The following is a 23,925-nucleotide window of genomic DNA, read 5'->3' on the forward strand; positions in this document are numbered from 1 at the left end:
TTGACCAGTCCTGGGGCAAGAAGTTATCCACATGTGGATACCCCTCCCCCATACCCCCTCCCCACTACTACTTATCAACATCCTCTAACTGTCACGGAGGCATCTGAACGCAATCACCTCCCGAACATGCCTCATCTGAGTGGGCGCTTGGCCACGCCTTGACATAGGGACAGGTCAGTACTAAAATAATGCTAGACAATCCTTCCAAACACTGTTGCATATAGCGCCATATTTGCCATAACGCCTTCGCCAGCGGCTCTTCGATTGGCGAAGGCTTGCCTTAATCTCTAAGAACAGAATAGGTGGGAAGCGTACTCTACAAACCTAGCCCTTTCCCACCAGATTGGAGAGGCTAGAGAACTGACCGAACTGCGGGTCAAGCTGATGGCTTGACCTGATCGTACGAGAGGTTATCCTATGACTATCCCACTGCTCCTGGGGTAGCCTGTGCCCTAAATATCTGGGCATGAGGCCAGGGCTGGGAGGAGGCTAAGCAGATGTTATTGGCTCAAGTGGACAAGCTGCAATGCCCTGTTTGCCATTATGGTCAATTAACCACGTCTACCGCTAGTCTATCCAACCTGGAGCTCCACTCTGGTGAACTCTCCTGTGCCGCTTGCGGGCAGCGATTCCCCATTCGGGATGGCATCCCTATTTTACTCAAGCCAGACCTGGCTTACTTCTACAACCCAGATTATTCCGCCAAAACAGAAGGCGGTACCGAGAAGACGAGAGAGCTCCAATGGCACGACGCCCGTGCTCAGGATCACGACGAGCTCATCCAGATGTCACAGCAGAATGCTTATGCCCGTCTAAGATGGTGGCAGTTATTTGAATTGCTGCCATTCTTACAAGAATTACGACCGATGAGCGTGCTGTCCGCCTGTTGTGGCCTGGGCTTCGAGCTCTCCCTCCTGGCCGAGGTCTGTAAGGACCTGGCCTGTTTCGATATATCAGCCTATTCGGCCAGGGCGGCTAAGCAGCGGGCGGAGAGCACGCTGGCGGAGATCAGGCTCGATGCCTTCTGCGCCGATGTGGAGAACATCCCCTTAAAGGACGACAGCTTTGACCTGGTCGTTGCCCATCACAGTTTGCATCACCTTGAGGACCCAAGGCTAGCCATATCAGAGCTAATCCGGGTAGCTAGACGATACATAGCCCTGTTTGAACCCAGCCGGGGGATCGGTCGCAAACTGGTCAAGTCCTTAAAATTGAGATCAGCCATAGAAAAAGATGGGGCCGTCATTTATGAGTTCTCCCCAACATTGTTTCAGGACCTCGGAAATGTTAAGGTACAGCGTTATGAAAAAGTGTTAGTGAGTACCGTCAGGCATAAGGAGCTACCGCTCTGGAAATGGATCAGCCGACTCGGGCTGACAGAGCCCTTCGTCTGGCTGGTGCGGACCCTCAATCTTGCTCTAGGAAGCACCCTGGGCACAAAGGCGACGATACTCCTGGAGAAGATATAAAGTTGTCCAAACAGGAACAGAGAATGACTTGGCCCAACGCTCTAACGATCAATCGCTCCTTGTCGAAGGCACCTTTAGACATCTCTATCGTGATGCCCGTCTTCAACGAGGCAAAAACCGTTGTGCCTCTTTATCATCAGTTGCGAGAGGTTATGGAGGGGATTGGTAAAACCTACGAGCTTATCGCCATCGATGACGGCAGCACGGATGAAAGCTTCAAGGTTCTCCAAGAGTTGCATGATGAGGATAACAGGGTCAAGGTCATTCGTTTTCGGCGCAATTTCGGTCAAACGGCAGCCTTTTCAGCTGGTTTTGACTACGCCAACGGCGAAATCATCATAACCATGGACGCTGACCTTCAGAACGATCCACGGGATATCCCCCAGCTGCTCCAGAAGATGCATGATGGCTATGATGTGGTCAGTGGCTGGCGTTCCCAGCGGCAGGATGTCTATCTAAGCCGCGTGTTGCCCTCCAAAATAGCCAACCTGGTCATCTCCCAGGTCACTGGGGTCTGGCTACACGATTATGGTTGCTCTCTAAAAGCCTATAGACGTGAGGTGATCAAGAATATCCGGCTCTATGGCGAGATGCACCGCTTCATCCCCGCCCTGGCCAGCTGGATGGGTGTTCGGGTAGCCGAAGTGGATGTTCATCATTCGCCAAGGCGTTTCGGCAAATCGAACTACGGGCTTTCACGTACGATCAAGGTTATCCTTGATCTCTTAACCGTGCGCTTCCTGTTGAGCTACTCCACGAAACCGATACAGATATTCGGTCTGGTGGGCGGCTTGTGTTTAATCGCCGGCTTGGGACTGGGGATATACCTGGCAATTCTCAGGCTATTTATGAACGTTCCCATCGGCGACCGACCCCTTTTGCTTCTCAGCGCTCTACTGGCCATGGTCGGTGTCCAGATTGTGACCATGGGACTCCTCGGCGAGCTCGTAGTCAGAACCTATCACGAATCGCAAGGCAAGCCCACTTATGTCATAAGGGAGATCGTGGATTGAGCTACCGCATTCTGATGATCGCCCCCACACCCTTCTTTGCCGACCGCGGCTGCCACGTGCAAATCTATGAGCAAATGCGCTCCCTGCGCAAACTTGGTCACGAAGTGACCATTTGCACCTACCACAACGGGCGCGATCTGCCCGGCTTGGATATTAGGCGTATCATTAAGATCCCCTGGTATAATAAGATTGAAGCCGGACCATCCTACCACAAGCTCTATCTGGACCTGCTACTGCTCGTTAAATCCCTGCGTACAGCCTGGCAGATAAAGCCAGATATCATCCACGGCCATTTGCACGAAGGAGCAGTCATCGGCTACCTCGTAAGCCGCATAACCAAAGTGCCCCTGCTCTTTGACCTGCAAGGCAGCCTGACCGGAGAGTTAAGGGCGCATAATTTTCACCCTGAGCGAGGATTGTTGTACAAGCTACTGGGATGGGCGGAAGGGATGATCGACCATCTCCCAGAGGTAGTAGTCACCCAGTCTACAGAGATGATCGAGGAGTTGAAGAACAAGTTCAGACTCCCTGCAGAGAAGGTCTTTCTGACCCTGGATGGGGTAGATACGGACGAATTCCGGCCCGGTCTAGACAGCACAGACCTGAGGGCAAGCCTGAATCTGCCTGAGGGAAAGAAGATCGTCGTCTATCTCGGCCTTTTGAACGAATATCAGGGCGTTGACTGTTTGATTCAGTCCATCCCCCATGTGATAGCGCGATCTCCAAAGGTTCATTTTCTGATCATGGGCTTTCCTAATGAGGACAAGTATCAGAGAATGGCTGAACGGTCGGGCGTGGGCAGTTATGTCACGTTTACGGGACGGATAGACTATAAGGAAGCGCCCCGCTACATTTGTCTCGGCGACGTGGCTATCTCCCCGAAACTGGGCGAGACCGAGGCCAATGGGAAATTATATAACTACATGGCCTGCGGGCTACCTACGGTGGCCTTCGACACCCAGGTCAATCGGGAGATCCTGGGTGACCTGGGTATCTATGCCCAGCTTGGTGATCCAGCCTCCTTAGCTGAGGCGACCTTGACTGCCCTGAGCGATGGCTTTCCCGCCGAGGAGCTAAGGATGAAGCTGCGCCAAAGGGTATTGGACCATTTTTCATGGGATAACGTTGCCCGCCGGCTGGAGTCATGCTACGAGCTGGCTTATGACAGATGCGGTCAACACACAAAAGCAGCATTCCGCTGGAACAAGAAGGCATAAACAGGAGAAGGACACCGATTCAACTTTGAGACCTTACTCAGTTCAGAAAGAGGGTATCTCAACATAGGAGCACAGCCTTGAATCTAGCACTGGACATTCCGGCCAAGACCGATTACCCGCCGTATATTTTCTCCACAGCGTACGGACTGGAGAGCTGTGCTTCCGCTTACTACGAAACTAACTTCTTAATCAGAAGGGTCTTTATCCAGAGAATGAAGGAGACTATTAAGCTCATACCACCAAGGTCCTACAAATGCATATTAGATGCCGGTACAGGGATAGGGTTCCTCTTACCGACGCTCTCACACCTGGCCCAGTGCGTGGTGGCCGTAGACTACTCTCAAATTCTGACGACGACGATGCAGATGGTCAAGAGACGCCACTTAACCAATATTTACCCCTGCCAAGCCGATCTAACCAATCTTCCTTTCGATGCCAATTCATTCGATCTGATCATTTGTTTGAGTGTTCTGGAACATATCCCAGAACCAGCCGAAGTCCTTGGCGAGTTTAGGAGGGTACTTAAACGTGATGGGGTAGCGATCGTAGGTTATCCAGTAGAGAACCTCGCCTTGGGAATGATTCGTAAAATTGAGGGGATACTATTTCGCCCCGATCAATATAGGGCAGCCGCAGCCAGCGTAGGGCGACACCTGATCAGCGGTCACGTCACCGCTGGCCACTCCATCGCCACTGACGCGGCCAGACTGCTTAAGGTTGAACGGGAGGTCAATATAAAACTAGTCGGGCTAGCTCCGCTATATCAGCTACTGCGCTTGCAAATCGGCTAGAAAGGATAGTCATGAACATCGATTTCGTCTATGCAGGTAACCAAAAGGTTGGCCCAGTACCCTTCGGGGTCATCTCCCTGGCCGCCATCTTAGAAACAGAGGGGCACTCCGTTCAGGTGGTCGACCTCGATGGCCAGAGCTTCAGCTACGACTCCCTGGCCAAACGATATGAGAGAGAGAAACGAGAGCCAAAGATGATTGGCCTCACCACGATGACAACACCCACCCTGGAGAGGGTAGCCCATTTAGCTGAACTCTACCGTCAGATCTTTCCCCAAAGCCTGATCGTTGTAGGTGGCCCTCACGCCACCATCTTCCCTCAGGAGATGCTTCAGGAGTTGCCGATAGATGTGGTAGTTGTGGGGGAAGGGTACGTGACGGTGCAAGATCTGGCCAGGAAGATCGAAACCGGGGCTGATTTGGGTGAGGTCCAGGGCCTTTACTATCGTAAGAACGGAGGTATCACCCAAACAGGCGAGCGACCGTTACTGATGGAGATGGACATCCTCCCCATGCCCGCCTGGCATCTGGTGGACCTCCTACAGCATTATTACGTTTATATCATTGAGAGTCGTGGCTGTCCCTTCCGCTGCACCTTTTGCTATTCCCAGATGCATAAGAGATACATCACTAAAAGCCCAGCGCGTGTGGTTCAGGACATCAAGTATATGCATGACAGATTCAAGGTCCGTACCTTCAAATTCTGGGATGACCTACCCTTTGGTGGACATAAGGCGAAGATGGTGGAGTTCTGTGAGCGCCTGCGCCAGGAGCGGCTGAACGTCTCCTGGAGCTGCTTCATCCGCCCCGAGATGGTTGATGAGGAGACAATTCAGGCCATGCGTGCTGCTGGTTGCTTCCGTGTGGCGCTGGGGGTAGAAACCGGCTCGCCGCGCATGCTGAAGATTCTTAACAAGCATAACACGCCGGAAAAATACAGACACGTTTTCACCATCTTGAACAAACACGACATCATCACAGGCGTCACCTTTATGCTTGGGCTGCCTGATGAGAACAAGGAAGATCTGGAAATGAGCCTCCAACTAGCCCGAGAGATCAAGGCCACGGAGTATTTTGCCCAGAACTTTAAGCCCTACCCAGGCACGGCATTATTCCAGTTTGCTCTAGAGAGGGGTTTCAACCCGCCTCAAAACATCTTTGAGTGGTCTAAATATAGCGACTTTACCCAATACAACGTGAACGTATCCAACGTCTCCACCGAGGACTTGCTCAAGGTCAGAAAACAGATTGAGGGATTAACGGATAAAAGGAAGATTTATCGCATCTTGGCCAGAGTGGGGTTAAAGCAGGTGGCCACCGCTCCCCTGAAGGAGACCAGCCGCTTCTTACACGTCGGATACAATCGCTTGATCGCTCCCAGGATTAAGGGAGCAACAAGAATCTCTGGATGAGGAGGATTGTATTCTACTTGGACCAACTGCATTCCATCGAAGGCAAGTCACAGCCGACAAGATCCAACCTGGCTATGTTCTTAAATCAGCTCAGCCATGCGCTGTATCTAGGAATGCAAGCCATCAAGCCTATCCTGACCAGGCATGGGTCGACTCTAGTGCGAATCATAGGAAGCTTGCTCTTTATCTACTTCATTATCTCCTACGCTGGCGTTGACGGAGTACGTATTTTGAGCATGTTTCGGGACACGAACTACCTCTATGTCTTCCTCTCTCTTTTTTCCTTACTCCTCATCTACCCACTGATGGCCCTCAAGTGGGGCGCCTTACTCTCCCTCCAGGCTGTGCGGATCCCACTAAGGATACTGGCTATCCTTTACTGGATTGGAGCCTTCTTTAATGTGGTGATCCCGGGACGATACGGTGGCGACGTATTCAGGGCCTACGCCCTTTTCAAACACACGAAGCAAGTGGGGGGAACGATCTCGGTAGTCCTGGATCGCTTGTCAGGGATAGCTGTCCTCTTCATGCTGGCTATCTTGGCCTCACTCATTAACTATTCCTTAGTGGGAGCGAACTTTTTGCTTGCCATCAGCCTTGTCTTCGTTGTCTTCCTTATTTTAGTGGCCCTATTCTTCACGAAAAGCATCTACCTCTTCATTGCCAATCTCGTCCATCGGTTTGGGCTGTTTAATCTCGAAAGACAGGTCCTGGACCTGATAGAGGCTGTCCATTCATATAAAAGGCAGAGCAGGTCATGGCTAAATGTCTTTGCCCTTACCCTTATCGCCCAAGTTCTCAGCGTATTGACATGCTATTTTGGAGCCGTGGCTCTCGGGATAGCGCTCCCTTTTGGTTATTTTCTGCTGCTTATGCCCCCCATCTTCCTGACAGCACTCTTACCCATCTCGATCAACGGTATTGGTGTGCAGGATAGCGCTTACGTCTTTTTCTTCAGTAAGGTTGGGGTAGGCGCTTCTGAAGCACTATCGATGTCAATCCTTTACCATCTGTTACGAACGGCTCTGGATCTCTTGGGGGGCATAATTTACCTGGCCAGACGATAGTCAGGGCCAGGTATAAGGAGTCAACGATGGACGTTCTGTTAATCAACCCACCGTCCGATTTGCGCAAGTCATATGGCAAACTAGCCGAAGTGCAGGGTGCAGTTGAGCCCCTCGGTGTTGCTTACATCACCGCCTTACTGGAAAAGGAACAAATAAAGGTGGGGCTCAATGATGCCTACGTTCTGGGCCTTGATGGACAGGATATCAGCAAGATGGTTGCTCAGCATAAGCCCTGGATCGTGGGCTTCTCCTGTGTCACTCCAAATGCGCCTATCGTTTACCCTTTAGCTAAAGCTCTCAAGGAGAGCTACAAGAACATAATCATCGTTATGGGGAATATACATCCTAGTGTATTTGCCGAGGAGACGCTAGAAGCCGGTTACGCTGATGTGATTGTTCATGCCGAGGGCGAGTATACCATGTTGGAGCTGGTTCGCATCCTGGCCAAGCAGGGCGATCTGACCAGCGTCCGGGGTATATCTTACCGCGTCGATGGACAGGTAGTACACAATCCACCGCGGCCTTGGATCACTGACTTAGACGCCTTGCCTTTCCCAGCCAGACACCATCTTCCCATGGGGAAATATCGCCAACCTCCACATGGCGCCACCAAACATCCAATGGCCAATATGCTGGCTACCAGGGGATGCCCTAACCAGTGCACCTTCTGCTCCCTAACTAACCAGGGTAAGATCTATCGCAAGCGGAGCGTCAACAATATCGTAGACGAGATGGAGCACTTAATCGAGACCTATCAAGTGAAGCACATCTCCTTCTTGGACGCCATCTTCCCTCTGGGCAAAAAGTTTGCCCTAGATTTCTGCCAGGAGGTCATCAAGCGTGGGCTACCCAAGAAGGTATCCTGGGATAGCGAAACGCGGGTAAACGCTGTCGATAAAGAGATGCTTGAGGCCATGCGTGAGGCCGGTTGTACGAGAATTTCCTATGGGATCGAAGCTGGTTCCCAAGTGCTATTAGACAACATCAAGAAGGGTTTCACTATCGATCAGGCCAGGAAGGCGGTGAAACTGACCAAAGAGGTTGGTATATCCACCTCAGGACTCTTTATGCTGGGGCTTCCAGGCGAGACCAAGGAGCTGGCCAAACAGACGATAAATTTCGCTCTGGAGCTCGATACCGACTTCGCCAAGTTCAATATCACCGTTCCCTATCCTGGATCAGAGCTATTTGAACAAACACGACGTGAGGGCCGCATAAAGCTGCATGACTGGTCTAACTTCACCAGTTACCCTACCTACGCTGGAAGTGATCCCGTGTATGTGCCGGAGGGTATGACCAAGGAGGAATTGATGAGCCTACAGCGCGGAGCCATTAGACGCTTCTATCTGCGTCCTCATCTGATCCTTCGCCAACTGTTCAAGGTAAGAACTGTACGTCTCAAGGATTACTTCCTAGGGCTGAGATTGCTCCGGTCATAAGGTTACAATGTCGAAGCTAGGAGAAACAAGGTTGCTATCGAAGGCCATCTCTAAGAAGCATTTCATGGAAATAGCTATTCTCTATCTGCTGCTTGGATTGATCTCTATCGTAGCCTTGAAGATGCTGGATGTAAGAATATCATCCAGCAGCAGCTCCTTCTACCTGCCAGCTGCCCTGTCATTCCTTGGATTAGGACAGTTATTACTCCTATTTGCCCTAAGAAAAGAGGGAGCAATTGCGACACCCAAGAGGGCAAATGGTTTAATAATCTTCCTGGCCATCACTGCTGTCCTGGCTGCTGAGCAGACAGCCAGCCTCTTCCCCTTCGCTACCCCATGGCTGCTGGGTATACTAGCTGTCATCTTTCTGACCATCCTAGGATTAGCCAAAGATAAACCCCTCCTCTGGCACTGGCTACCCGCACTCCGGCGGGCCATGGCCACAGCCTGGCGTCGAGCGGTAATAGCCTTCGGCCAGAGCTGGAGGCCGGTAATGCTGCTGTTGATCCTCTATCTCATCATTCGACTAATCCTCGCTTTCACCTACGTTGAGAACGACGAAGCCAATCTTGTCTATGATGCCAAGCTGATCGTGGAGGGCAAGGTTCCCCTGAAGGATTTCCTGGCCAGGGGTATACCGCTGATCTACTTCTACGCCATCTTCGTAAAGCTGTTTGGGGCTAACCTTTACGTCATTAAGGTCCTCAACGCCTTCCTCTCCACAGGAACGTTGCTTGCGATTTACTTGATAGGGGCAGCACTCCATAGTCGAAAGGCGGGCTTAATCGCCGCCTCACTGTTTGCTGTCTCGCCTATCTCCCTGCTGACGAATATTGTGACTAGCGTGAGTCTGGGAGCCTCATTTCCAGTGGCCCTCGGCACCTATTTCTTTATCAAGAGCGAGGGAGGAGAATCCAAACCAAATCTGTTCATAGCTGGCATCCTCTTCTCTATAGCTTACTTCATCCGAGGAAGCGCTGGCGTCTACATCTTTCTCCTAGTTTTACTTTTTATATTTTCATCACTCAGACCCAGACCTCGTCTATTGATCACCCAGATGCTCTGGTTCACTCTGGGCGGAATGATACCTGCTACCATCATTTGGCTATTCTTTACCTGGCAACTGGGTTTCCCAGCAGGCATTATACAGTCCCACGATTTGGTCGGCGTGTTCCTCCCTATGGAGAGATTAGGTCTGGCTACCTCACTGGCGAGTATATGGCTAACTGCGGTGATGAGCATTTACCTGCTGGCCCTGACAGTAGCGGGCTTAGCCTTCACCCCAATGGCCAGACCAAGATGGGGGGCTATAGTTATCTGGATCTGGTTACTCAGTTATCTCGGCTCATATATAATACTCGGTTTTCACAGGGGCTTCTCCGCTCAATTTTCAGGAGAGTTTATTGCTCCCCTTTCCCTCCTCGCCGCCCTATTCATAACCCATTTTCAAGAAATGGCGATAGAATCCGGAGCGAAAACTGCCTTTATTGTTATAACGACCTCGCTGGTGTTGATCTGCACCCTGACCCTTCCGGTGCGACCATTTTTCGTCAAGGAAGGAACGCTCACCTTCGTCGAGTTGCTGGGCAGCGGGGTAACAGCCGAGACTACAAACAAAGTGGCCACATATATCCGAGAGCACTCTGGTCCGAACGATGAGATAGCAGTAGGGGCTCTCCAATATGCCACCCAATCGGGCAGACGTCAAATGCTGGACCTGGCCCACGCCATCAGTTATAATGGCCAGAATCCGGGAGTTGAGCGTCTCAAGATTCATCCCCTAGCAGAAATTATCAGCTATTTTGCCTCCCATCCGGTCAGATACCTGATTGAAGACGACCTCCGACCAGCTTTCCCCTATCTGGATGATATAAAAGAGCTAAATTATAAACTGGTCGCCACCATCAATGGGGTGCGCATCTACGAAAGGGCACCGAATAAGGGTTTCGCTGAGGCTGCTCAGTTTGTAAAAGATAATCGTTCTCCAGCTGATATAGTGCTATCATCCTCCATGCTCGGTCACTTATACCTGGGTTCTTTCAATTTCTTCGCCCTGGAGAAGGGATATGAGAACTATGTAGAGCAACGGGATGGGAAGCTGGTAGATAGATGGAAAGGTGCCCCCTTACTCAAGACCACTGATCAGCTAAAAGAAGTCCTACAGCATCAGGGGCGAGTATGGTTTATTGTCCCGCAGGATAGATATCTGAACAATTACAGCCTCGATTTCAGGCGCTACGTGAGGGAGACGATGCAGCTGGTCGCCCTTTATGATGGCGTACGCGTTTATGTGCACGATACCCAACGCCAATGGCCTACCGTTCAATTGCCCATGGTCAATCTAGTGAAAAATGGTGATTTTGAGGGCCTCAATGCCCAGGGGGAACCTAAAGATTGGCTCGCTGATAGCTGGAGGGGTTCTACTCAGTTGCAATCCATAGAGCAAGAGGAAATGAGGGGGAATGTAGCTAAAATAGCTAAAACTAATGGCGATGGCGGTGCCTCCTACGTCCAGCGCCTGCCTGTAAAGCCTGAGCAAGCATACCATTTCCAGTGCCGCGTCAAGGGGAGCGGGGCCAGGATTGTGATGGAGTTTTACACCAGTAGCGGCTATCACCTGGAAAGGGCCCTCACCTATGCCCCTAAGGATGGCCCCATCCCCTCCTCAACTGAATGGCACAACTTCACTTTCGAGGTCGAGGCGCCTGCTGAGGCCGCCACCGTCCTGATTCGCTTGGCCGTCTATGGGGTGAACACGGCCTGGTTCGATAACATCGTTTTCAACGAAGTAGAGGAGTGACGTGAATATCCTGATGATTGCCCCGGAGCCCTTCTTTCAGCCACGGGGGACGCCGTTTAGTATATATTCACGGCTACGGGCTCTCTCTGCTCTTGGCCACAAGATCGACCTGGTTACTTACCATATCGGGCAGAATATTCAGATTGAGGGTGTCCAGATTCATAGAGCCTATCCTATCCCATTCATCCATCGAGTGAAACCAGGGCCATCTTACAAGAAGGCGCTATTGGACATACCCCTCTTTATCAAGGCCTTAGCTCTCCTGAGCCGAAAACGCTATGATTACATTCATGCGCACGAAGAGGCCATCTTTTTCGGGGCCATCGCCGCGAAGTTGTTCAATACGCCCTACCTATACGACATGCATTCTGACCTGGCCGAACAACTCCTTAACTTCGATTTCACCACTAATAGGTTCATTCTGAGTCTGGTCAAAACCGTACAAGGATGGGTTATCAAGGATGCCGATGTGGTCATCACGATCTCCAGGGATTTGGAGGATAGGGTCAATCTGCTCTACCGAAGCAAACGGGCGGTGTTGATCGAAAACATAGCCGTTGAGTTGAATGGTCCAGCCGGTCAGGAGGAGATGTGGCGGCTCAGAGAAGAGTTCAGATTAGAGGATAGGGCCATCGTTCTATATACAGGAACTTTTGAGCCTTACCAGGGGCTAGATCTATTGATTCGCAGCCTACCCCTCGTAGCCGAACGACATCCCGAGGTGATCTATCTACTTGTCGGTGGCGAACCCGCTCAGATCGAAGCACTGGCTCAGCTGGCAGAACATGTGGGACAAGGAGAGAGGGTCATCTTCGCAGGTAGCCGCCCGGTCAGCGAGATGGCTGCCTTTATGGAACTAGCCCACATCCTCGTCTCACCCCGAAGCTCAGGTACCAATACACCCCTGAAGATATATTCCTATCTTCAGTCGGGCAAGCCAATCATCGCCACAAACCTGCCCACCCACACCCAGGCTCTGAATAGTTCCGCGGCCTTGCTTGTTGAGCCTACCGAGCAGGCTCTAGCTGAAGGCATCATTCGTCTCTTGGAAGATGCAAATCTGCGCGAGGAATTGGGTAGGAAGGGGAAAACTTTCAACGAGTCCAGATACAATAGCCAAAGCTTCCTTATCAAAGTCAAGGAGATTTGCGATTACCTGGAATCAAAGAGGCATGCCAAATTTCCTTAACCAGTCCAGATCGATTCTGCGGTAAGACGGTCATTGCCAGATGGCTCATTTCGGGCATCTTGGTTCTATAACAGAGATCACTCTGTATTGATGAGTGGCTGTATTCCAAAGGGGACGTAATAGCCCTACATTAAAAAGGAGCATCATTGATAGATGTATTGCTAGTGAACCCTCCCTCGGATTTGGAGAGGTCTTATGGGAGGATGGCGAGGGTTCAGGTTGCCCAGGTACCGATGGGCATCGCTTACCTGGCCGCCGTCCTGGAGAAACATCAGGTAAGCGTTGCGGTCATCGATGCCTACGCCCTGGGGGTAGGACTGACCACTATTAGGGATACTATCGCTGAACATAGGCCCAAGATAGTTGGCTTCTCCTGTCTGACACCAAACGCACCGATCGTTTATCAAATGACGCAGGCTATAAAGGAACAATTTCCTTGGCTGATCGTAGTAATGGGAAACACCCATCCTAGCGTCTTCGCGGCTGAGACCTTGCGTGAGGGTTTTGCCGACGTCATCGTACACGGTGAAGGAGAGTATTCCTTGCTCGAACTTACTCAAGCAATCCTTGGAGGAGCCGCCTTTGACTCTATCAAAGGTATATCATACCGGGAGGTGGATAGCCTCAGACATAACCCTCCCCGGGAACGGATCTTGAACCTAGATGAGCTACCCTTCCCGGCCAGGCATCTCCTCCCTATGACTAGGTACCACCTAGCACCCCACGGCGTGATTAAGGAACCTGTAGCTACGATGTTGGCTACGAGGGGGTGCCCTAACCAGTGCACCTTCTGTTCCATTGGCATGGGTAGAAGATACCGCAAGAGGAGCCCCAAGAATATCGTCGATGAAATGGAGTTTTTGGTCAAGGAATATCGGGTTAGACAGATTTCCTTCCTCGATGCCCTATTTCCTCTAGGAAAACAGTTTGGTAAAGCTGTCTGCGCTGAAATCATTCAAAGAGGGCTGCAAAGGAGGTCCATTTGGACCTGCGAGACCAGGGTTAACGCTGTAGACTTAGAACTGTTAGAAGCGATGAGGGAAGCCGGCTGTGCCAGGATAGCCTTTGGCATCGAAGCCGGCTCCCAGCAGTTGCTGGATGGGATCAAGAAGGGGTTTACATTGGAGGAAGTCAGACAAGCCGTCAAATACGCCAGGCAGGTAGGACTATCGACAGTCGGACTTTTCATGCTGGGGTTGCCTGGAGAGACCACCGAGCTGAGCCGCCAGACCATAGATTTCGCCTTGGGGCTCAACCTGGATTTTGCCAAGTTCAACATCACTGTGCCCTATCCAGGTTCTGAACTCTTTGAGCAAGCCAAAGGTGAAGGGCGCATAAAGCTGCACGACTGGAGCCAATTTACCAGCTATCCGTTGTACGCTAAAAGCGAGCCAGTCTACGTTCCGGCGGGCATGACGGAAGAGGAGCTGACCACCCTCCAGGCGGAGGCCCTTCGCCGCTTCTACCTCCGCCCCCGCCTCATCCTGCGCCACCTATGTCAGGTCAGGAGTCTGAACGCCAGCGGATATCTAGCGGGATTGATGATGCTATGGGAACCACTTTGGACTAAAGTAAAGAGGCTAATGGTTTCCTAAAATGTCCATTCTCATTGTAACCCAAGGGTAGAGGAATCCACAGTGTGTGGTATTTGTGGCCTCTATATAAGACAGACAAGGGATCAACCCAGTGAGGCCCTGCTGCGCCGCATGACCGATACGCTCGCCCACCGCGGCCCAGACGATGCTGGAGTATTTCTGGATCAACAGGTGGGTCTTGGCCATCGTCGCCTAAGCATCATCGACCTGGAAACTGGGCACCAGCCCATATTTAACGAGGACAAGACCCTGGCCATCGTCTGCAATGGGGAAATCTATAACTACCAAGAGTTGCGGACAGAGCTAAAGGGAAAAGGACATCTCTTCCACACGCAGAGCGACACAGAGGTCATCATCCACCTTTATGAGGAAAAGGGCGTCGACTGTCTATCTCATCTGCGGGGGATGTTCGCCTTTGCCCTTTGGGACGGCCTAACAAGGACCCTATTCTTGGCCCGGGACCGCCTGGGCATTAAGCCCCTCTTTTATGCCCTGGGGCCGCAAGGGCTGGTCTTTGGCTCGGAACTGAAGGCTATCTTACAGGCGGAGTGGGCGCCCAGGGATATAGACGTAGAGGCACTCCATCACTACCTGCTATTCGATTACATCGCCGCACCCCATACTATCTTCCAGGCCGTCAAGAAGCTTCCCCCAGCTCATTACCTCCTGGCCCAGGGCGATCAGGCGAGCGTAGAACCCTATTGGGAGCTGGCTATGAATGAACCTCTCGTCAGGGGTGAGGAAGAGACGGCCGAATTGCTCCGCAGTACGCTTCAGTCCGTAGTTAAGGAGCACCTGGTAAGCGATGTGCCCGTGGGTGCCTTCTTGAGCGGCGGAATAGACTCCAGTTCCGTGGTGGCTCTTATGGCCAGGGCTATGGATCAGCCAGTGAAGACCTTCTCCATCGGCTTTGAGGATCAATCTTATAACGAGTTGCCCTACGCCCGCCTCGTGGCCGAACGCTTCCAGACTGAGCACCGTGAGGAGCTCGTCAAACCAAATATGGTTGACCTGGTGCCTAAATTGATAGAATATGTCGATGAGCCCTTTGCCGATACATCTCTCATCCCCACCTATCTTGTTTCTTCGCTGGCCAGGAAGGAGGTGAAGGTGGTGCTCTCTGGCGACGGAGGCGATGAGCTCTTCGGCGGTTACGACAACTACCTCGCTCAACGCCTCGATCGTTACTACAGGCTGCTGCCAAACCCAGTCAGAAATCTGATCACCCAGTCTCTGGAGAGAATACCACCCTCCCCGGCCAAGAAGGGTATCATCAATAAACTGAAGAGGTTCGTGGAGGGCTCAAACCTGCCGGAAGAGGGGAGACATTGCCGCTGGATGACCTTCTTCTCGCCCGAAGAGCTGCTAGACGTCTGCTCGGCAGAATTAAGATCAGAGATGAAGTCCATCGATTTTTACGGTGCCTTTCAGGACTATTTCAACCAAGTAAGGGATGAAGACCCCTTGCGCCAGGCTATGTTTGTGGACATCAAGACCTGGATCCCCGATGATATCCTGGCCAAGGTGGACCGCATGAGCATGGCCGTGGGGCTGGAGGCGAGGGTGCCCCTTTTGGATCACGCCTTCGTGGAGTTCGCCGCCCAAATCCCCTCCGTTTACAAAGTGAAGGGACTGGACAGAAAGCATATCTTAAAGAAGGCGATGCAGGGGATGCTACCTGGGGCGATCCTCAACCGCAAGGAAAAGCAGGGATTCAGCATACCGATCAAGAACTGGCTCAGGCATGATCTAAAAGAGATGTTAATGGACACCCTTTCCCCAGAGAGAGTAGCCAGAAGGGGATTCTTCTCCCCAAACTACGTCTCCAGGATTGTCCATGAGCACCTGGAGGAAACGCACGACCACTGGCATCGGCTCTGGGCCCTGCTCGTATTTGACCTGTGGAGCGACGGATATAATGTCTCACTCAGTTGACCGATCAACCGAAGCAGTGAGTCGCTTTTACGACCTGGTCTGGTCTCGCTATGTCCCTGAATACGAGGCCTCCCGAAGGCATCTGGAGTTGTTTTTGAGCGATGCAGAGCTCAGGGGGAAGAGGGTTCTCGACGCCGGGTGTGGAACCGGTATATTCAGCCTGATTATGGGCCATAAAGGAGCAACTGAGGTAATAGGGATTGATATTAGTGAGGGTAGTCTCACCACCGCCAATCAACTGGCACACGCAATGGAGATAAGCAACGTCCGATTTATGCCTGGGGATATGCTGGCTCTCCAATTTCCCGATAACAGCTTTGATCTAATTTGGGCTTGGCGCTCTGTACATCACACCACTGATCCATGGCGAGCGATGACTGAATTAGTGCGGGTAGCTAAGGATGAGGCAACGATCGTTCTGGCCCTTTACAAACAGACAAACCTAACATGGCTGCATAACGGTATAAGACAGTTCTGTTTACGGTTACCGCAGCCTCTGTGGCAGCCAATCTCCAAGCTGCTGGCGCTAGCATTTTATCCCCTGGTCAAAATCAAGGAGGTATTCAGGAAGAAGGCACGCCAAGGTGAGAAGCTAGAGGAGCTGTTCTTAGATTGGTGTTTTGTACCCATCAGGCATCACTTTCGCCCGGAGGATGTCAGGCACTTCCTGAAGCAAAATGGATTCAAGATCGACAAGTTCCTCCCTGGCTCAGGCCGCTTCGAAAGCTCATCTAATTTCATCTTTAAGGCTAAGAGGGAACTCAGAAAATGAGGGTGGCTGTAATCAAACAAAGCGAATGTGTCGGCAAGTGGTGCACCGCTTGTGCTGAGGCCTGTCCAAATCAGGCCATAGATGCTAGCGGAGATATAGCTTTCGTTGATGTTAATGCCTGCGACGGCTGTGGAATATGCCTGGATGAGTGCCCCAACTGGGCCATAACCCTTGAGGAGACCGCTGATGCTTAGACCCGCAAATTTGACTCCTTCTTTTTATAGTGATCTCATCGCTCTTCAAGAGGGAATACGTTTTCTCCGTGAGCACCAGCCACGCCAAATCTGGAACGCCTTCAAATACTTAATCAATCTGAACCGGCCGCTGACTAGGGTTACCTGGAATCCAGTGGACATCACCATCTTAATTGAGAGTCGCTGTAATCAACGCTGCCGCTTCTGCCTTTGGCACTCCAAAGACCTGCCCCGGCCCTATCTCCCCTATCACCTCAGTTTTGAGGATTACCGTAGAATCGTGGATATCTTCGCTGAACGAGACGTTGCCCATGTCCACATATGCGCTGCAGGCGAGATATTTTTCAATAAAGACCTATTCAAAATGATTGAATACACCCGCCAAAAGAAAATCACCGTCTCTATGATGAGCAACTGTTCTAGCGTTGTCACCCCCTATATAGACCAGATCGCCACCTGTGGTATTAACCGTTTCCTAACAAACCTCGACAGCGGGGACCCTCAACAATATGAACATCTCCGCCAGCGGGCCAGCTGGCAGACGACGACCGAGAACATCAGACGCTTAGTCGCTGCCCGCCAACGAGCTCGGGCGAACTTCCGTATCCAGGTAGATTGCATAACTATCCGCCAAAACTACCATACCTACAAAAATCTGGTGAAGGTGTGTGCTGACCTTGGTATAGATGATTTATTCTTCTACTACATGACCCCCTATCCAGATATGAACGAGATTGTTGTGCCTGAAAGTATCATCAAAGAAGATGAGATTGAGATCGTGCAAGAGATCGACGAGGCCATCGCTTTGGGACAGAAGCTGGGGCTGCGCGTTTTCCCACCGAAATTCCCCAAGAAATCCGCTCGAAGAGTAACCTGTAGCAATCTCTGGCGCAAGCTGGTTGTCAACTTGCTTAACGAAAAGATTCCACCAGAGCGCTGGATCGGGAATATCACTACCAACTGCTCTTTGGCCCATTTGGGTGAGGCCTATACCCTTGGCAACATCCTGCAAGACCCCTTTGAGGAGATATGGAATGGGGAGAAGATCAGGTCATTGAGGGAAAGGATGCTGACCGATGCTCCCCAAATTTGTAAGGAGTGTCCTAACCTTTAGATTCCAATAAAGGTAAAGGAAGAGATGACGTCGACAGACATCGAGAACGAACGCGCCTTTTTCGACCGCTTAGCCAGGTTGGATAGTTATTGTGAAAACACGGAATCGGACTTTGCCGAAATCTGTCACCGATTGCTTGACTCGTACGGGCAGCTACGCATATTGGACGTAGGATGTGGACTGGGCACTAATAGCCTTAGGTTGGCTAGGATGGGACACACCGTGATTGGCATTGACATCTCGTGGGAGGCTGTGAAGACGGCCGTAAGAAGGGCTCTTTTACAAGGATTGGATGCAAAATTTCTGGTGCAGGATGCGCGCTACCTATCCTTTCCACCGGATTCTTTTGACCTCTGTTTTTGCGGTGGTTTATTGCACCATCTCCCAGACCTTCAGCCCGTAGCACGGGAGCTCTTCTGTGTCCTGAAGGATGGGGGGATGGTATGCTCCTACGATCCAAATGCCCTCCATCCCTACGTCCGGCTAGTACAGAAGTTGCGGGCATGGGGATTGGGCCGCAAGCGTCATACAAAGGAGGAACGTGCTCTTACTCCCGCGGAGATACAGGCCGGCTTCGCAGCCGCCGGTTTCAAGGACTTCCAATTTCAGACGATGATCTTTCTTTCCCAAAAGAAGAACGTCGTCTATCGGGAGATATTATTACTGTTGCTGCGGATTTATTACAGGTTCGGGAACGGCTTAGGCAAAGGCAATGCCTTGCTAATGTCTTGTATCAAGAGGGGAAATCACCGATCGAGATGAAAATACTTTTGCTGGTTCCACCGAAGGGTTATTATGCCCGAAGATATTCGCCGGAGAATACATTTCCCCATCTTGGGCTAGGTTACGTGGCCGCTAGCTTACGCCAGGCCGGCTTCGCTGTCGAGATTCTGGACGCTTACGTCAAGAGACTTTCCTGTAACGCTTTAGGACCGCTTTTGAAGCAGAAAAACCCAGATGTTGTAGGGGTGACCTTCACCACAGAGACACGCTTTGAAGGCTTTGAGACTATTCGCACGGCTAAACGCTCGTTACCAGGAGCGACCATAATCGCTGGCGGACCCCACGTCACCGCTGCGGCTGAAGATACGCTATTGCATATTCCCGAACTGGATATCATCGTCCGAGGAGAGGCTGAAGAAACAATCGTAGAACTGGCCAGAACGCTACAATACGGGATGAGGCTGGAAACAATTCACGGTATATCGTACCGGCAAGATGGACAGATTCGACACAATCCGAATCGTCCCTGGATAAAAGACTTAGATAGCCTACCCTTCCCCGCCCGCGATCTCTTTGACCCGAAGGACCATACTTATATCTTTGCCCTACCCGATGGCCATAAGGTCATCGCCACCAGCCTCGTCACTATGCGGGGATGCCCTTATCGGTGCAACTTCTGTTTTTCAAGTAGCATGTGGGGACACGCGGTTCGCATGAGGTCCCCCGAGAACATTCTCCAAGAAATAGATGAAATCGTTGATGGGTTTGGTATCAAGGGGATGTGGTTTTACGATGATACATTCACCATTGACCGAGCGAGAACGAAAGAGCTCTGCCAGCTGATCGTAGCGCATCACCCAGACATTCGATGGTATTGTCAAACTCGGGTAAATAACGTGGATAAAGAGCTGCTGGCCACGATGAAAGAGGCCGGCTGTTGCTATATTTCCTTCGGGGTGGAATCTGGTTGTCAGCGTATTATTGACCAAGTTGTAGACAAGCATATCCGACTGGAACAGGTGCGGAAGGCCGCCGCTTGGTGCAAGGAGTTGGACATCGCCGCCAATTTTACTTTCATTGTCAGTCATCCCGCTGAGACCATCACCGACGCTAGACAGACTCTTAACCTGGTAGCTGATCTTATGAAGGACCACGAGGTGAACATGGGGGTGATGAAGATTCACCCTGGCACTGAGATCGAGCGCATCGCCAGACTGAAGGGAATCTTGCCCAAGGACTTCTCCTGGGCAAAGGAGTACACAGATGAGGTTTTCGCCATGCCCCTGGAATTCGGCAGCGCACCCATATTTATGGATAAGATGAGTTGGTCCGAGATCAGCGCGCTGGTTATAGAGTACGCGGCTATGAAGAAGATCCCTATCTGGCAGAGGGTACCGCGGATACTGTCGAACATCCGCACTACAGCCGATGTGGTCCATTACCTGACCGCTCTCGTGTCCTATCTGAGGTATAATCTATCCCGCCTTATACCTATAAGGTCTAAACATGCCTAGGATCCTTACTATGGAAAGGAGTAATGCTTGAGCTATGGAAAGAGCGTTAAATAACGGGGGTTCCAAGGGGCGTAGCCCCTTTGGCAGGGGTCTGGGGATGTGCCCCAGAGCACAAAAAGAAAGCCCGCAGGGCTACCTTGAACCCCACAGGGGGTTTGGGGGAGATATTCGACACCCTCATGGAAACACTAAAGAGCATAGCAGGGGCGCTGTTGCTGCCCTTTGGATGGGAAGGAATCTCTTGCCCATGCTCTTTCTTTTTGTGGCCGCCCTTATACCACGAGCGCTGGATCTAGACAAGACTTTGCTTTTCGGCGCGTCGGTTTGGGTCGAGCGCGCCCAGCAGTTTTGGGCAGCCCTGGGCAGGTTAGACTTTGAAGGAACCTTCATCACCGGACACCCGGGTGTGATTAACATGTTTCTTTATCGTTCATATAGGTTGGTCGCTGACCAATATCCGCAGACCCTAGCCCCTCAGGTGATACTCCTCGCCTTGCTAGTGCCCTGTGTGTATTGGCTCATGAAAGAAGTCACTGACGATACTGTTGTAGGTCTGGCAGCGGGGGTTTTCATCGCCTTCGATCCGTTCCTTATCGCCTTCGCCAGAAGCACTCTTCTCGATGGCCTGATGGGCATGATGGGGGGGTCTCGGTGACCTGCTATGCTGTCGCGGCGAAAAGACCTAATCTTGTCTACGTCTCAGGCTTTTTGCTTGGCCTCACCATTCTCAGCAAGCTTCAAGGCTTTATGGTGGCTGGGGTACTCGTTGGCTGGGAGCTGTTCCACATCATTGTGTCAGATCTAAGAGCCGGTTATGGTTGGAGGGGCACGGCCAGGCTGGCCAAGACATCATCGGCCAAACTGGCGAAGGTCGCTGCCACTTCCATGATGACGATCTGGTTACTCTGGCCCGTCTTGTGGAGTGACCCGCTGCGGACTTTTCGCGAATTATTGGACGCCGCTATTATGTCAACCACCGTTGACCACGGTGTCCCAATACCTTTCCTGGGACAGTTGAATAACGACCCTGGCCCTCTTTATTACGCCGTCACGATGCTCATTCATCTGACACCCATCACTCTCGTTCTCTCCTTGGTAGGATCATATGTGGTGGCGCGTCGATTCTGGCATCGCTCATGGGAGCACTCATTCCTGTTGGTCTTTTTCGGCGCTGCCTTTCTCGTCTTGGCCACCATGGTGGCCCACAAGGCCGACAGATATATAATGCCTGTCTACCCTGTCACTGATATCCTTGGCGGAATCGGCGCGGTAGCGCTTCTGCGCCACCTTCGACTTCCAAATCTGCTCTTCAGCGTTGTACTCGTCGGTTTGATGCTGGCCCACTCGGTTCCTGTCATCTTCACACATCCGGACTATGTGGTTTATGCTAATCCCCTGCTGGGCGGGACAGCAGGGCAATCATGGATTATGCATTATGGCTATGGAGCAGGATATAGAGAGGCCTTCGAGTATCTAAACTCAAGGGAGGGGATTGATGAAAAGAAGATCTGGCTTGTGTACCCCGTTTTCGATTTCGCCACCTTCTACTCTGCGAGAGGCAAGATAGTATCATTAGACTCTCGGAGTGCCATAAGCAAGCAGCCAGCCGAGAAGCTTCCCGACTACATAGTCGTGGACGCTGTCACCCTCATGCGCGGCTTTGTGCCACCCGACCTTAAGGAGCAAGCTCTTGACCACGCGGTCAGCTTCGGCAGTGTCCCCTTCGTGTGGATATATAGGGTCGATAATAAATAATGATGTTGAGCAAAGATCATCTTAAAGAGAGACAGGCGAGCGATGTCTATGCGGCCCATTGGGAGCAAAGGCCATCGGTAGATTTTGCTGCTACTTCTATCCCTAAAACCATAAAGATGTCCAAGGTAACAAGATTTATAGATAGTCTAAGATTACCCCCAAAAGCAAGGGCGCTGGATATTGGTTGCGCTGATGGTCTTTATTTGGCCCTGCTCGCACAACGGAACTTTGAAGTGGTGGGTGTAGACTACGTATGGCCAAATGTATCTAAAGCTATCCTCCAAACCAAGGATATAAAAGGCAACCTGGGTATCATACAAGGCGATGCAGAAAGGCTGCCCTTCGCCACTGGCGTCTTCGACTTGTGCACGCACCTTGCTGTACTGGAGCATTTGCCTCACCCCGAAGAAAGCCTGGCTGAGTGTTCAAGAGTGCTTAGAGATGGCGGACATTTAGTCTTATACACCTGTAACGATAAACAGCCCTTTTTCCTGGCTTTACGAAGAATGCTTGCCCCTAAGAGTCACGTCCGTTGGTGGAATAGTTTAGGGCATTCCCCTGAGGGGTACTTTTCCGAGAGAAGACTCAAGGAGATGTTAATAAGAAATAGTTTGCGCCTGAAGACCGTGCAGTATAACCATGCTTTGTTCTCATACATCTACGATTTATGCCTTTTTCAGTGGCTGCTCAAGATAGGTAACGAATTGCTATTGAGGAGACGAAAGCCCGGCCCCGACAGGTTGAGCGGCTATAATAGCCTTATTAAACTTTACAATAGTCTAATATATCCACTGCTACAGATACTGGATGGATTGGATCACATATTGTTTTACCGCTACAGATGTAGTTTTTCTATATTGATTGTTGCGGAAAAGGTAGCTAAGGATAAATGCTTACATCCCTTAGACGAAATCTACTAGTATTACAGTTACTGGCTGGAGGGTTACTGCTCGTCTTAATTCTCTCCCGTCTGGATATGGCGAAGCTGGGCAGAATATTCCAATCGGCAGATTATCGCTATATCTTACTGGGAATAGCCTTGTTCGTTGTCAGCACCCTCATTGACACCTACCGCTGGCAGATATTTGTGAAACCACTAGGAGTAGCAGTCTCATTACGACGACTCTTCGCCTATTACTACATAAGTCTGCTCCTGGGTATGTTTTTGCCTGGTAAACTGGGACAGGATTTGACCCGCATCGTTGCCCTATCTCGATCCAGCAAGCACAACGTGGAATCAACCGCTTCGGTGCTCATGGTCAGGTTTATGGGCATCGTCGCCTTATCCCTGATAGCCTCGCTCTCCCTCGTGTTATCCTGGCCCCTGGTGAGACATACCAACATCACTATCGGCGTAATCGTCTTGTGCCTGATCTGTGGCACTGGACTTATAGTCTTATTCAATAAGCAGTTATCAGCCAGGATCTTTCACCTGACCTTCGGAGTATCAGTTTGGGATATGAAAGACATCGCTGAGCGATCGTACACTAGCCTCTCTCTTTATCGGGAGCCCAGGGTCTTGCTCAAGGGGTTGGGGCTGTCCATCGCCACCCATCTTGTGGCCATAAGCTACACCTATACCCTATCCTTAGCCGTGGGACTGAACACCTCATTTCTCATTTTCCTAAGCGTCATCCCGCTGATTACGGTAGCTTCGATGATTCCCGTGACCTTTCAAGGCATTGGGGTACGTGAGGGTGCCTTTGTCTATATATTCAGTCAATTGGGTATAATGGCTGAAAAGGCCTTCGCCCTATCCCTAACAACCTACCTGCTTTCCATCCTGAGTGCATTGATAGGCATAGTGGCCTATTTCTCGCTGGTTATGCGGGCCGAAACGCAACCGATTGCTGACCTACCGGCGTCAGAGACCAGGATCACATCCAGGTGACTTGAGACTATTGAGCAACGAGGATTCCCAAATGA

At 51.3% G+C, this 23,925-nt stretch carries 20 protein-coding genes; all 20 read left to right on the top strand.

Translation table 11 applies throughout. The features are described 5' to 3' along the window. The first annotated feature begins 497 nt into the window (after positions 1-497). The 20 genes from M1136_06450 to M1136_06545 all read left to right on the top strand — a co-directional run bounded on the left by M1136_06450 (position 498) and on the right by M1136_06545 (position 23,890). Positions 498-1,469: a methyltransferase domain-containing protein gene (locus M1136_06450; protein ID MCL5075271.1), complete on the top strand. Its 972-nt coding sequence runs from the start codon at positions 498-500 to the stop codon at positions 1,467-1,469. A gap of 23 nt (positions 1,470-1,492) precedes the next feature. Next, positions 1,493-2,482 (top strand): glycosyltransferase family 2 protein, encoded by a 990-nt coding sequence (locus tag M1136_06455; GenBank protein MCL5075272.1) that lies wholly within the window; start codon positions 1,493-1,495, stop codon positions 2,480-2,482. Beyond that, positions 2,479-3,699: a glycosyltransferase family 4 protein gene (locus M1136_06460; GenBank protein ID MCL5075273.1), complete on the top strand. Its 1,221-nt coding sequence runs from the start codon at positions 2,479-2,481 to the stop codon at positions 3,697-3,699. Before M1136_06455 ends, M1136_06460 begins: the two co-directional genes overlap by 4 nt. 77 nt (positions 3,700-3,776) lie before the next feature. Continuing rightward, positions 3,777-4,490, top strand: a complete 714-nt coding sequence (locus M1136_06465; protein MCL5075274.1) for a class I SAM-dependent methyltransferase — start codon at positions 3,777-3,779, stop codon at positions 4,488-4,490. Positions 4,491-4,501: 11 nt separating this feature from the next. After that, positions 4,502-5,902: a B12-binding domain-containing radical SAM protein gene (locus M1136_06470; GenBank protein ID MCL5075275.1), complete on the top strand. Its 1,401-nt coding sequence runs from the start codon at positions 4,502-4,504 to the stop codon at positions 5,900-5,902. 17 nt (positions 5,903-5,919) lie between these two features. Beyond that, positions 5,920-6,969 carry a flippase-like domain-containing protein gene (locus tag M1136_06475; protein ID MCL5075276.1) on the top strand — a complete coding sequence of 350 codons (1,050 nt, stop codon included), beginning with the start codon at positions 5,920-5,922 and terminating at the stop codon, positions 6,967-6,969. A gap of 26 nt (positions 6,970-6,995) precedes the next feature. After that, the gene (locus M1136_06480) at positions 6,996-8,408 is read left to right on the top strand and encodes a B12-binding domain-containing radical SAM protein (GenBank protein MCL5075277.1); all 1,413 of its coding nucleotides are present in this window, start codon (positions 6,996-6,998) and stop codon (positions 8,406-8,408) included. A gap of 31 nt (positions 8,409-8,439) precedes the next feature. Further along, positions 8,440-11,208, top strand: a complete 2,769-nt coding sequence (locus M1136_06485) for a glycosyltransferase family 39 protein (protein ID MCL5075278.1) — start codon at positions 8,440-8,442, stop codon at positions 11,206-11,208. A 1-nt stretch (position 11,209) separates the two neighbouring features. Continuing rightward, the gene (locus M1136_06490) at positions 11,210-12,397 is read left to right on the top strand and encodes a glycosyltransferase family 4 protein (protein MCL5075279.1); all 1,188 of its coding nucleotides are present in this window, start codon (positions 11,210-11,212) and stop codon (positions 12,395-12,397) included. 203 nt (positions 12,398-12,600) lie between these two features. Then, entirely contained in the window at positions 12,601-13,992 is a 1,392-nt protein-coding gene (locus M1136_06495; protein ID MCL5075280.1) for a B12-binding domain-containing radical SAM protein, read from the top strand. A 42-nt stretch (positions 13,993-14,034) separates the two neighbouring features. After that, positions 14,035-15,927, top strand: coding sequence for an asparagine synthase (glutamine-hydrolyzing) (gene asnB, locus M1136_06500; protein ID MCL5075281.1), 1,893 nt, complete (start codon positions 14,035-14,037; stop codon positions 15,925-15,927). Then, entirely contained in the window at positions 15,911-16,699 is a 789-nt protein-coding gene (locus M1136_06505; protein MCL5075282.1) for a methyltransferase domain-containing protein, read from the top strand. Before asnB ends, M1136_06505 begins: the two co-directional genes overlap by 17 nt. Beyond that, a complete protein-coding gene (locus M1136_06510; GenBank protein ID MCL5075283.1) occupies positions 16,696-16,893 on the top strand; it encodes a 4Fe-4S binding protein in 198 nt (65 codons plus the stop codon). Before M1136_06505 ends, M1136_06510 begins: the two co-directional genes overlap by 4 nt. After that, complete coding sequence (locus tag M1136_06515; GenBank protein ID MCL5075284.1) at positions 16,886-18,007, top strand: radical SAM protein; 1,122 nt, start codon at positions 16,886-16,888, stop codon at positions 18,005-18,007. Before M1136_06510 ends, M1136_06515 begins: the two co-directional genes overlap by 8 nt. Positions 18,008-18,031: 24 nt before the next feature. Next, positions 18,032-18,769 (top strand): class I SAM-dependent methyltransferase, encoded by a 738-nt coding sequence (locus M1136_06520; GenBank protein ID MCL5075285.1) that lies wholly within the window; start codon positions 18,032-18,034, stop codon positions 18,767-18,769. Next, positions 18,766-20,244, top strand: coding sequence for a B12-binding domain-containing radical SAM protein (locus tag M1136_06525; GenBank protein ID MCL5075286.1), 1,479 nt, complete (start codon positions 18,766-18,768; stop codon positions 20,242-20,244). The genes M1136_06520 and M1136_06525 overlap by 4 nt, the downstream gene beginning before the upstream one ends. A gap of 247 nt (positions 20,245-20,491) precedes the next feature. Then, positions 20,492-20,899: a hypothetical protein gene (locus M1136_06530; GenBank protein MCL5075287.1), complete on the top strand. Its 408-nt coding sequence runs from the start codon at positions 20,492-20,494 to the stop codon at positions 20,897-20,899. Beyond that, positions 20,896-21,999: a hypothetical protein gene (locus M1136_06535; GenBank protein ID MCL5075288.1), complete on the top strand. Its 1,104-nt coding sequence runs from the start codon at positions 20,896-20,898 to the stop codon at positions 21,997-21,999. The genes M1136_06530 and M1136_06535 overlap by 4 nt, the downstream gene beginning before the upstream one ends. Beyond that, positions 21,999-22,919 carry a class I SAM-dependent methyltransferase gene (locus M1136_06540; GenBank protein ID MCL5075289.1) on the top strand — a complete coding sequence of 307 codons (921 nt, stop codon included), beginning with the start codon at positions 21,999-22,001 and terminating at the stop codon, positions 22,917-22,919. The genes M1136_06535 and M1136_06540 overlap by 1 nt, the downstream gene beginning before the upstream one ends. After that, on the top strand, positions 22,889-23,890 hold the full coding sequence (locus M1136_06545; GenBank protein ID MCL5075290.1) for a flippase-like domain-containing protein: 1,002 nt from the start codon (positions 22,889-22,891) through the stop codon (positions 23,888-23,890). The genes M1136_06540 and M1136_06545 overlap by 31 nt, the downstream gene beginning before the upstream one ends. Positions 23,891-23,925 lie beyond the last annotated feature (35 nt).

This window comes from Chloroflexota bacterium, assembly GCA_023475225.1.
GTDB lineage: Bacteria > Chloroflexota > UBA6077 > FW602-bin22 > JAMCVK01 > JAMCVK01.

Excerpts from the sequence above, each read along its gene's own strand:
- M1136_06450 (MCL5075271.1), top strand. The coding sequence starts at position 498 with ATGTTATTGGCTCAAGTGGACAAGCTGCAATGCCCTGTTTGCCATTAT.
- M1136_06455 (MCL5075272.1), top strand. The coding sequence starts at position 1,493 with ATGACTTGGCCCAACGCTCTAACGATCAATCGCTCCTTGTCGAAGGCA.
- M1136_06470 (MCL5075275.1), top strand. The coding sequence starts at position 4,502 with ATGAACATCGATTTCGTCTATGCAGGTAACCAAAAGGTTGGCCCAGTA.
- M1136_06480 (MCL5075277.1), top strand. The coding sequence starts at position 6,996 with ATGGACGTTCTGTTAATCAACCCACCGTCCGATTTGCGCAAGTCATAT.
- M1136_06495 (MCL5075280.1), top strand. The coding sequence starts at position 12,601 with ATGGCGAGGGTTCAGGTTGCCCAGGTACCGATGGGCATCGCTTACCTG.
- M1136_06505 (MCL5075282.1), top strand. The coding sequence starts at position 15,911 with ATGTCTCACTCAGTTGACCGATCAACCGAAGCAGTGAGTCGCTTTTAC.
- M1136_06510 (MCL5075283.1), top strand. The coding sequence starts at position 16,696 with ATGAGGGTGGCTGTAATCAAACAAAGCGAATGTGTCGGCAAGTGGTGC.
- M1136_06515 (MCL5075284.1), top strand. The coding sequence starts at position 16,886 with ATGCTTAGACCCGCAAATTTGACTCCTTCTTTTTATAGTGATCTCATC.
- M1136_06520 (MCL5075285.1), top strand. The coding sequence starts at position 18,032 with ATGACGTCGACAGACATCGAGAACGAACGCGCCTTTTTCGACCGCTTA.
- M1136_06525 (MCL5075286.1), top strand. The coding sequence starts at position 18,766 with ATGAAAATACTTTTGCTGGTTCCACCGAAGGGTTATTATGCCCGAAGA.
- M1136_06530 (MCL5075287.1), top strand. The coding sequence starts at position 20,492 with ATGCTCTTTCTTTTTGTGGCCGCCCTTATACCACGAGCGCTGGATCTA.
- M1136_06540 (MCL5075289.1), top strand. The coding sequence starts at position 21,999 with ATGATGTTGAGCAAAGATCATCTTAAAGAGAGACAGGCGAGCGATGTC.
- M1136_06545 (MCL5075290.1), top strand. The coding sequence starts at position 22,889 with ATGCTTACATCCCTTAGACGAAATCTACTAGTATTACAGTTACTGGCT.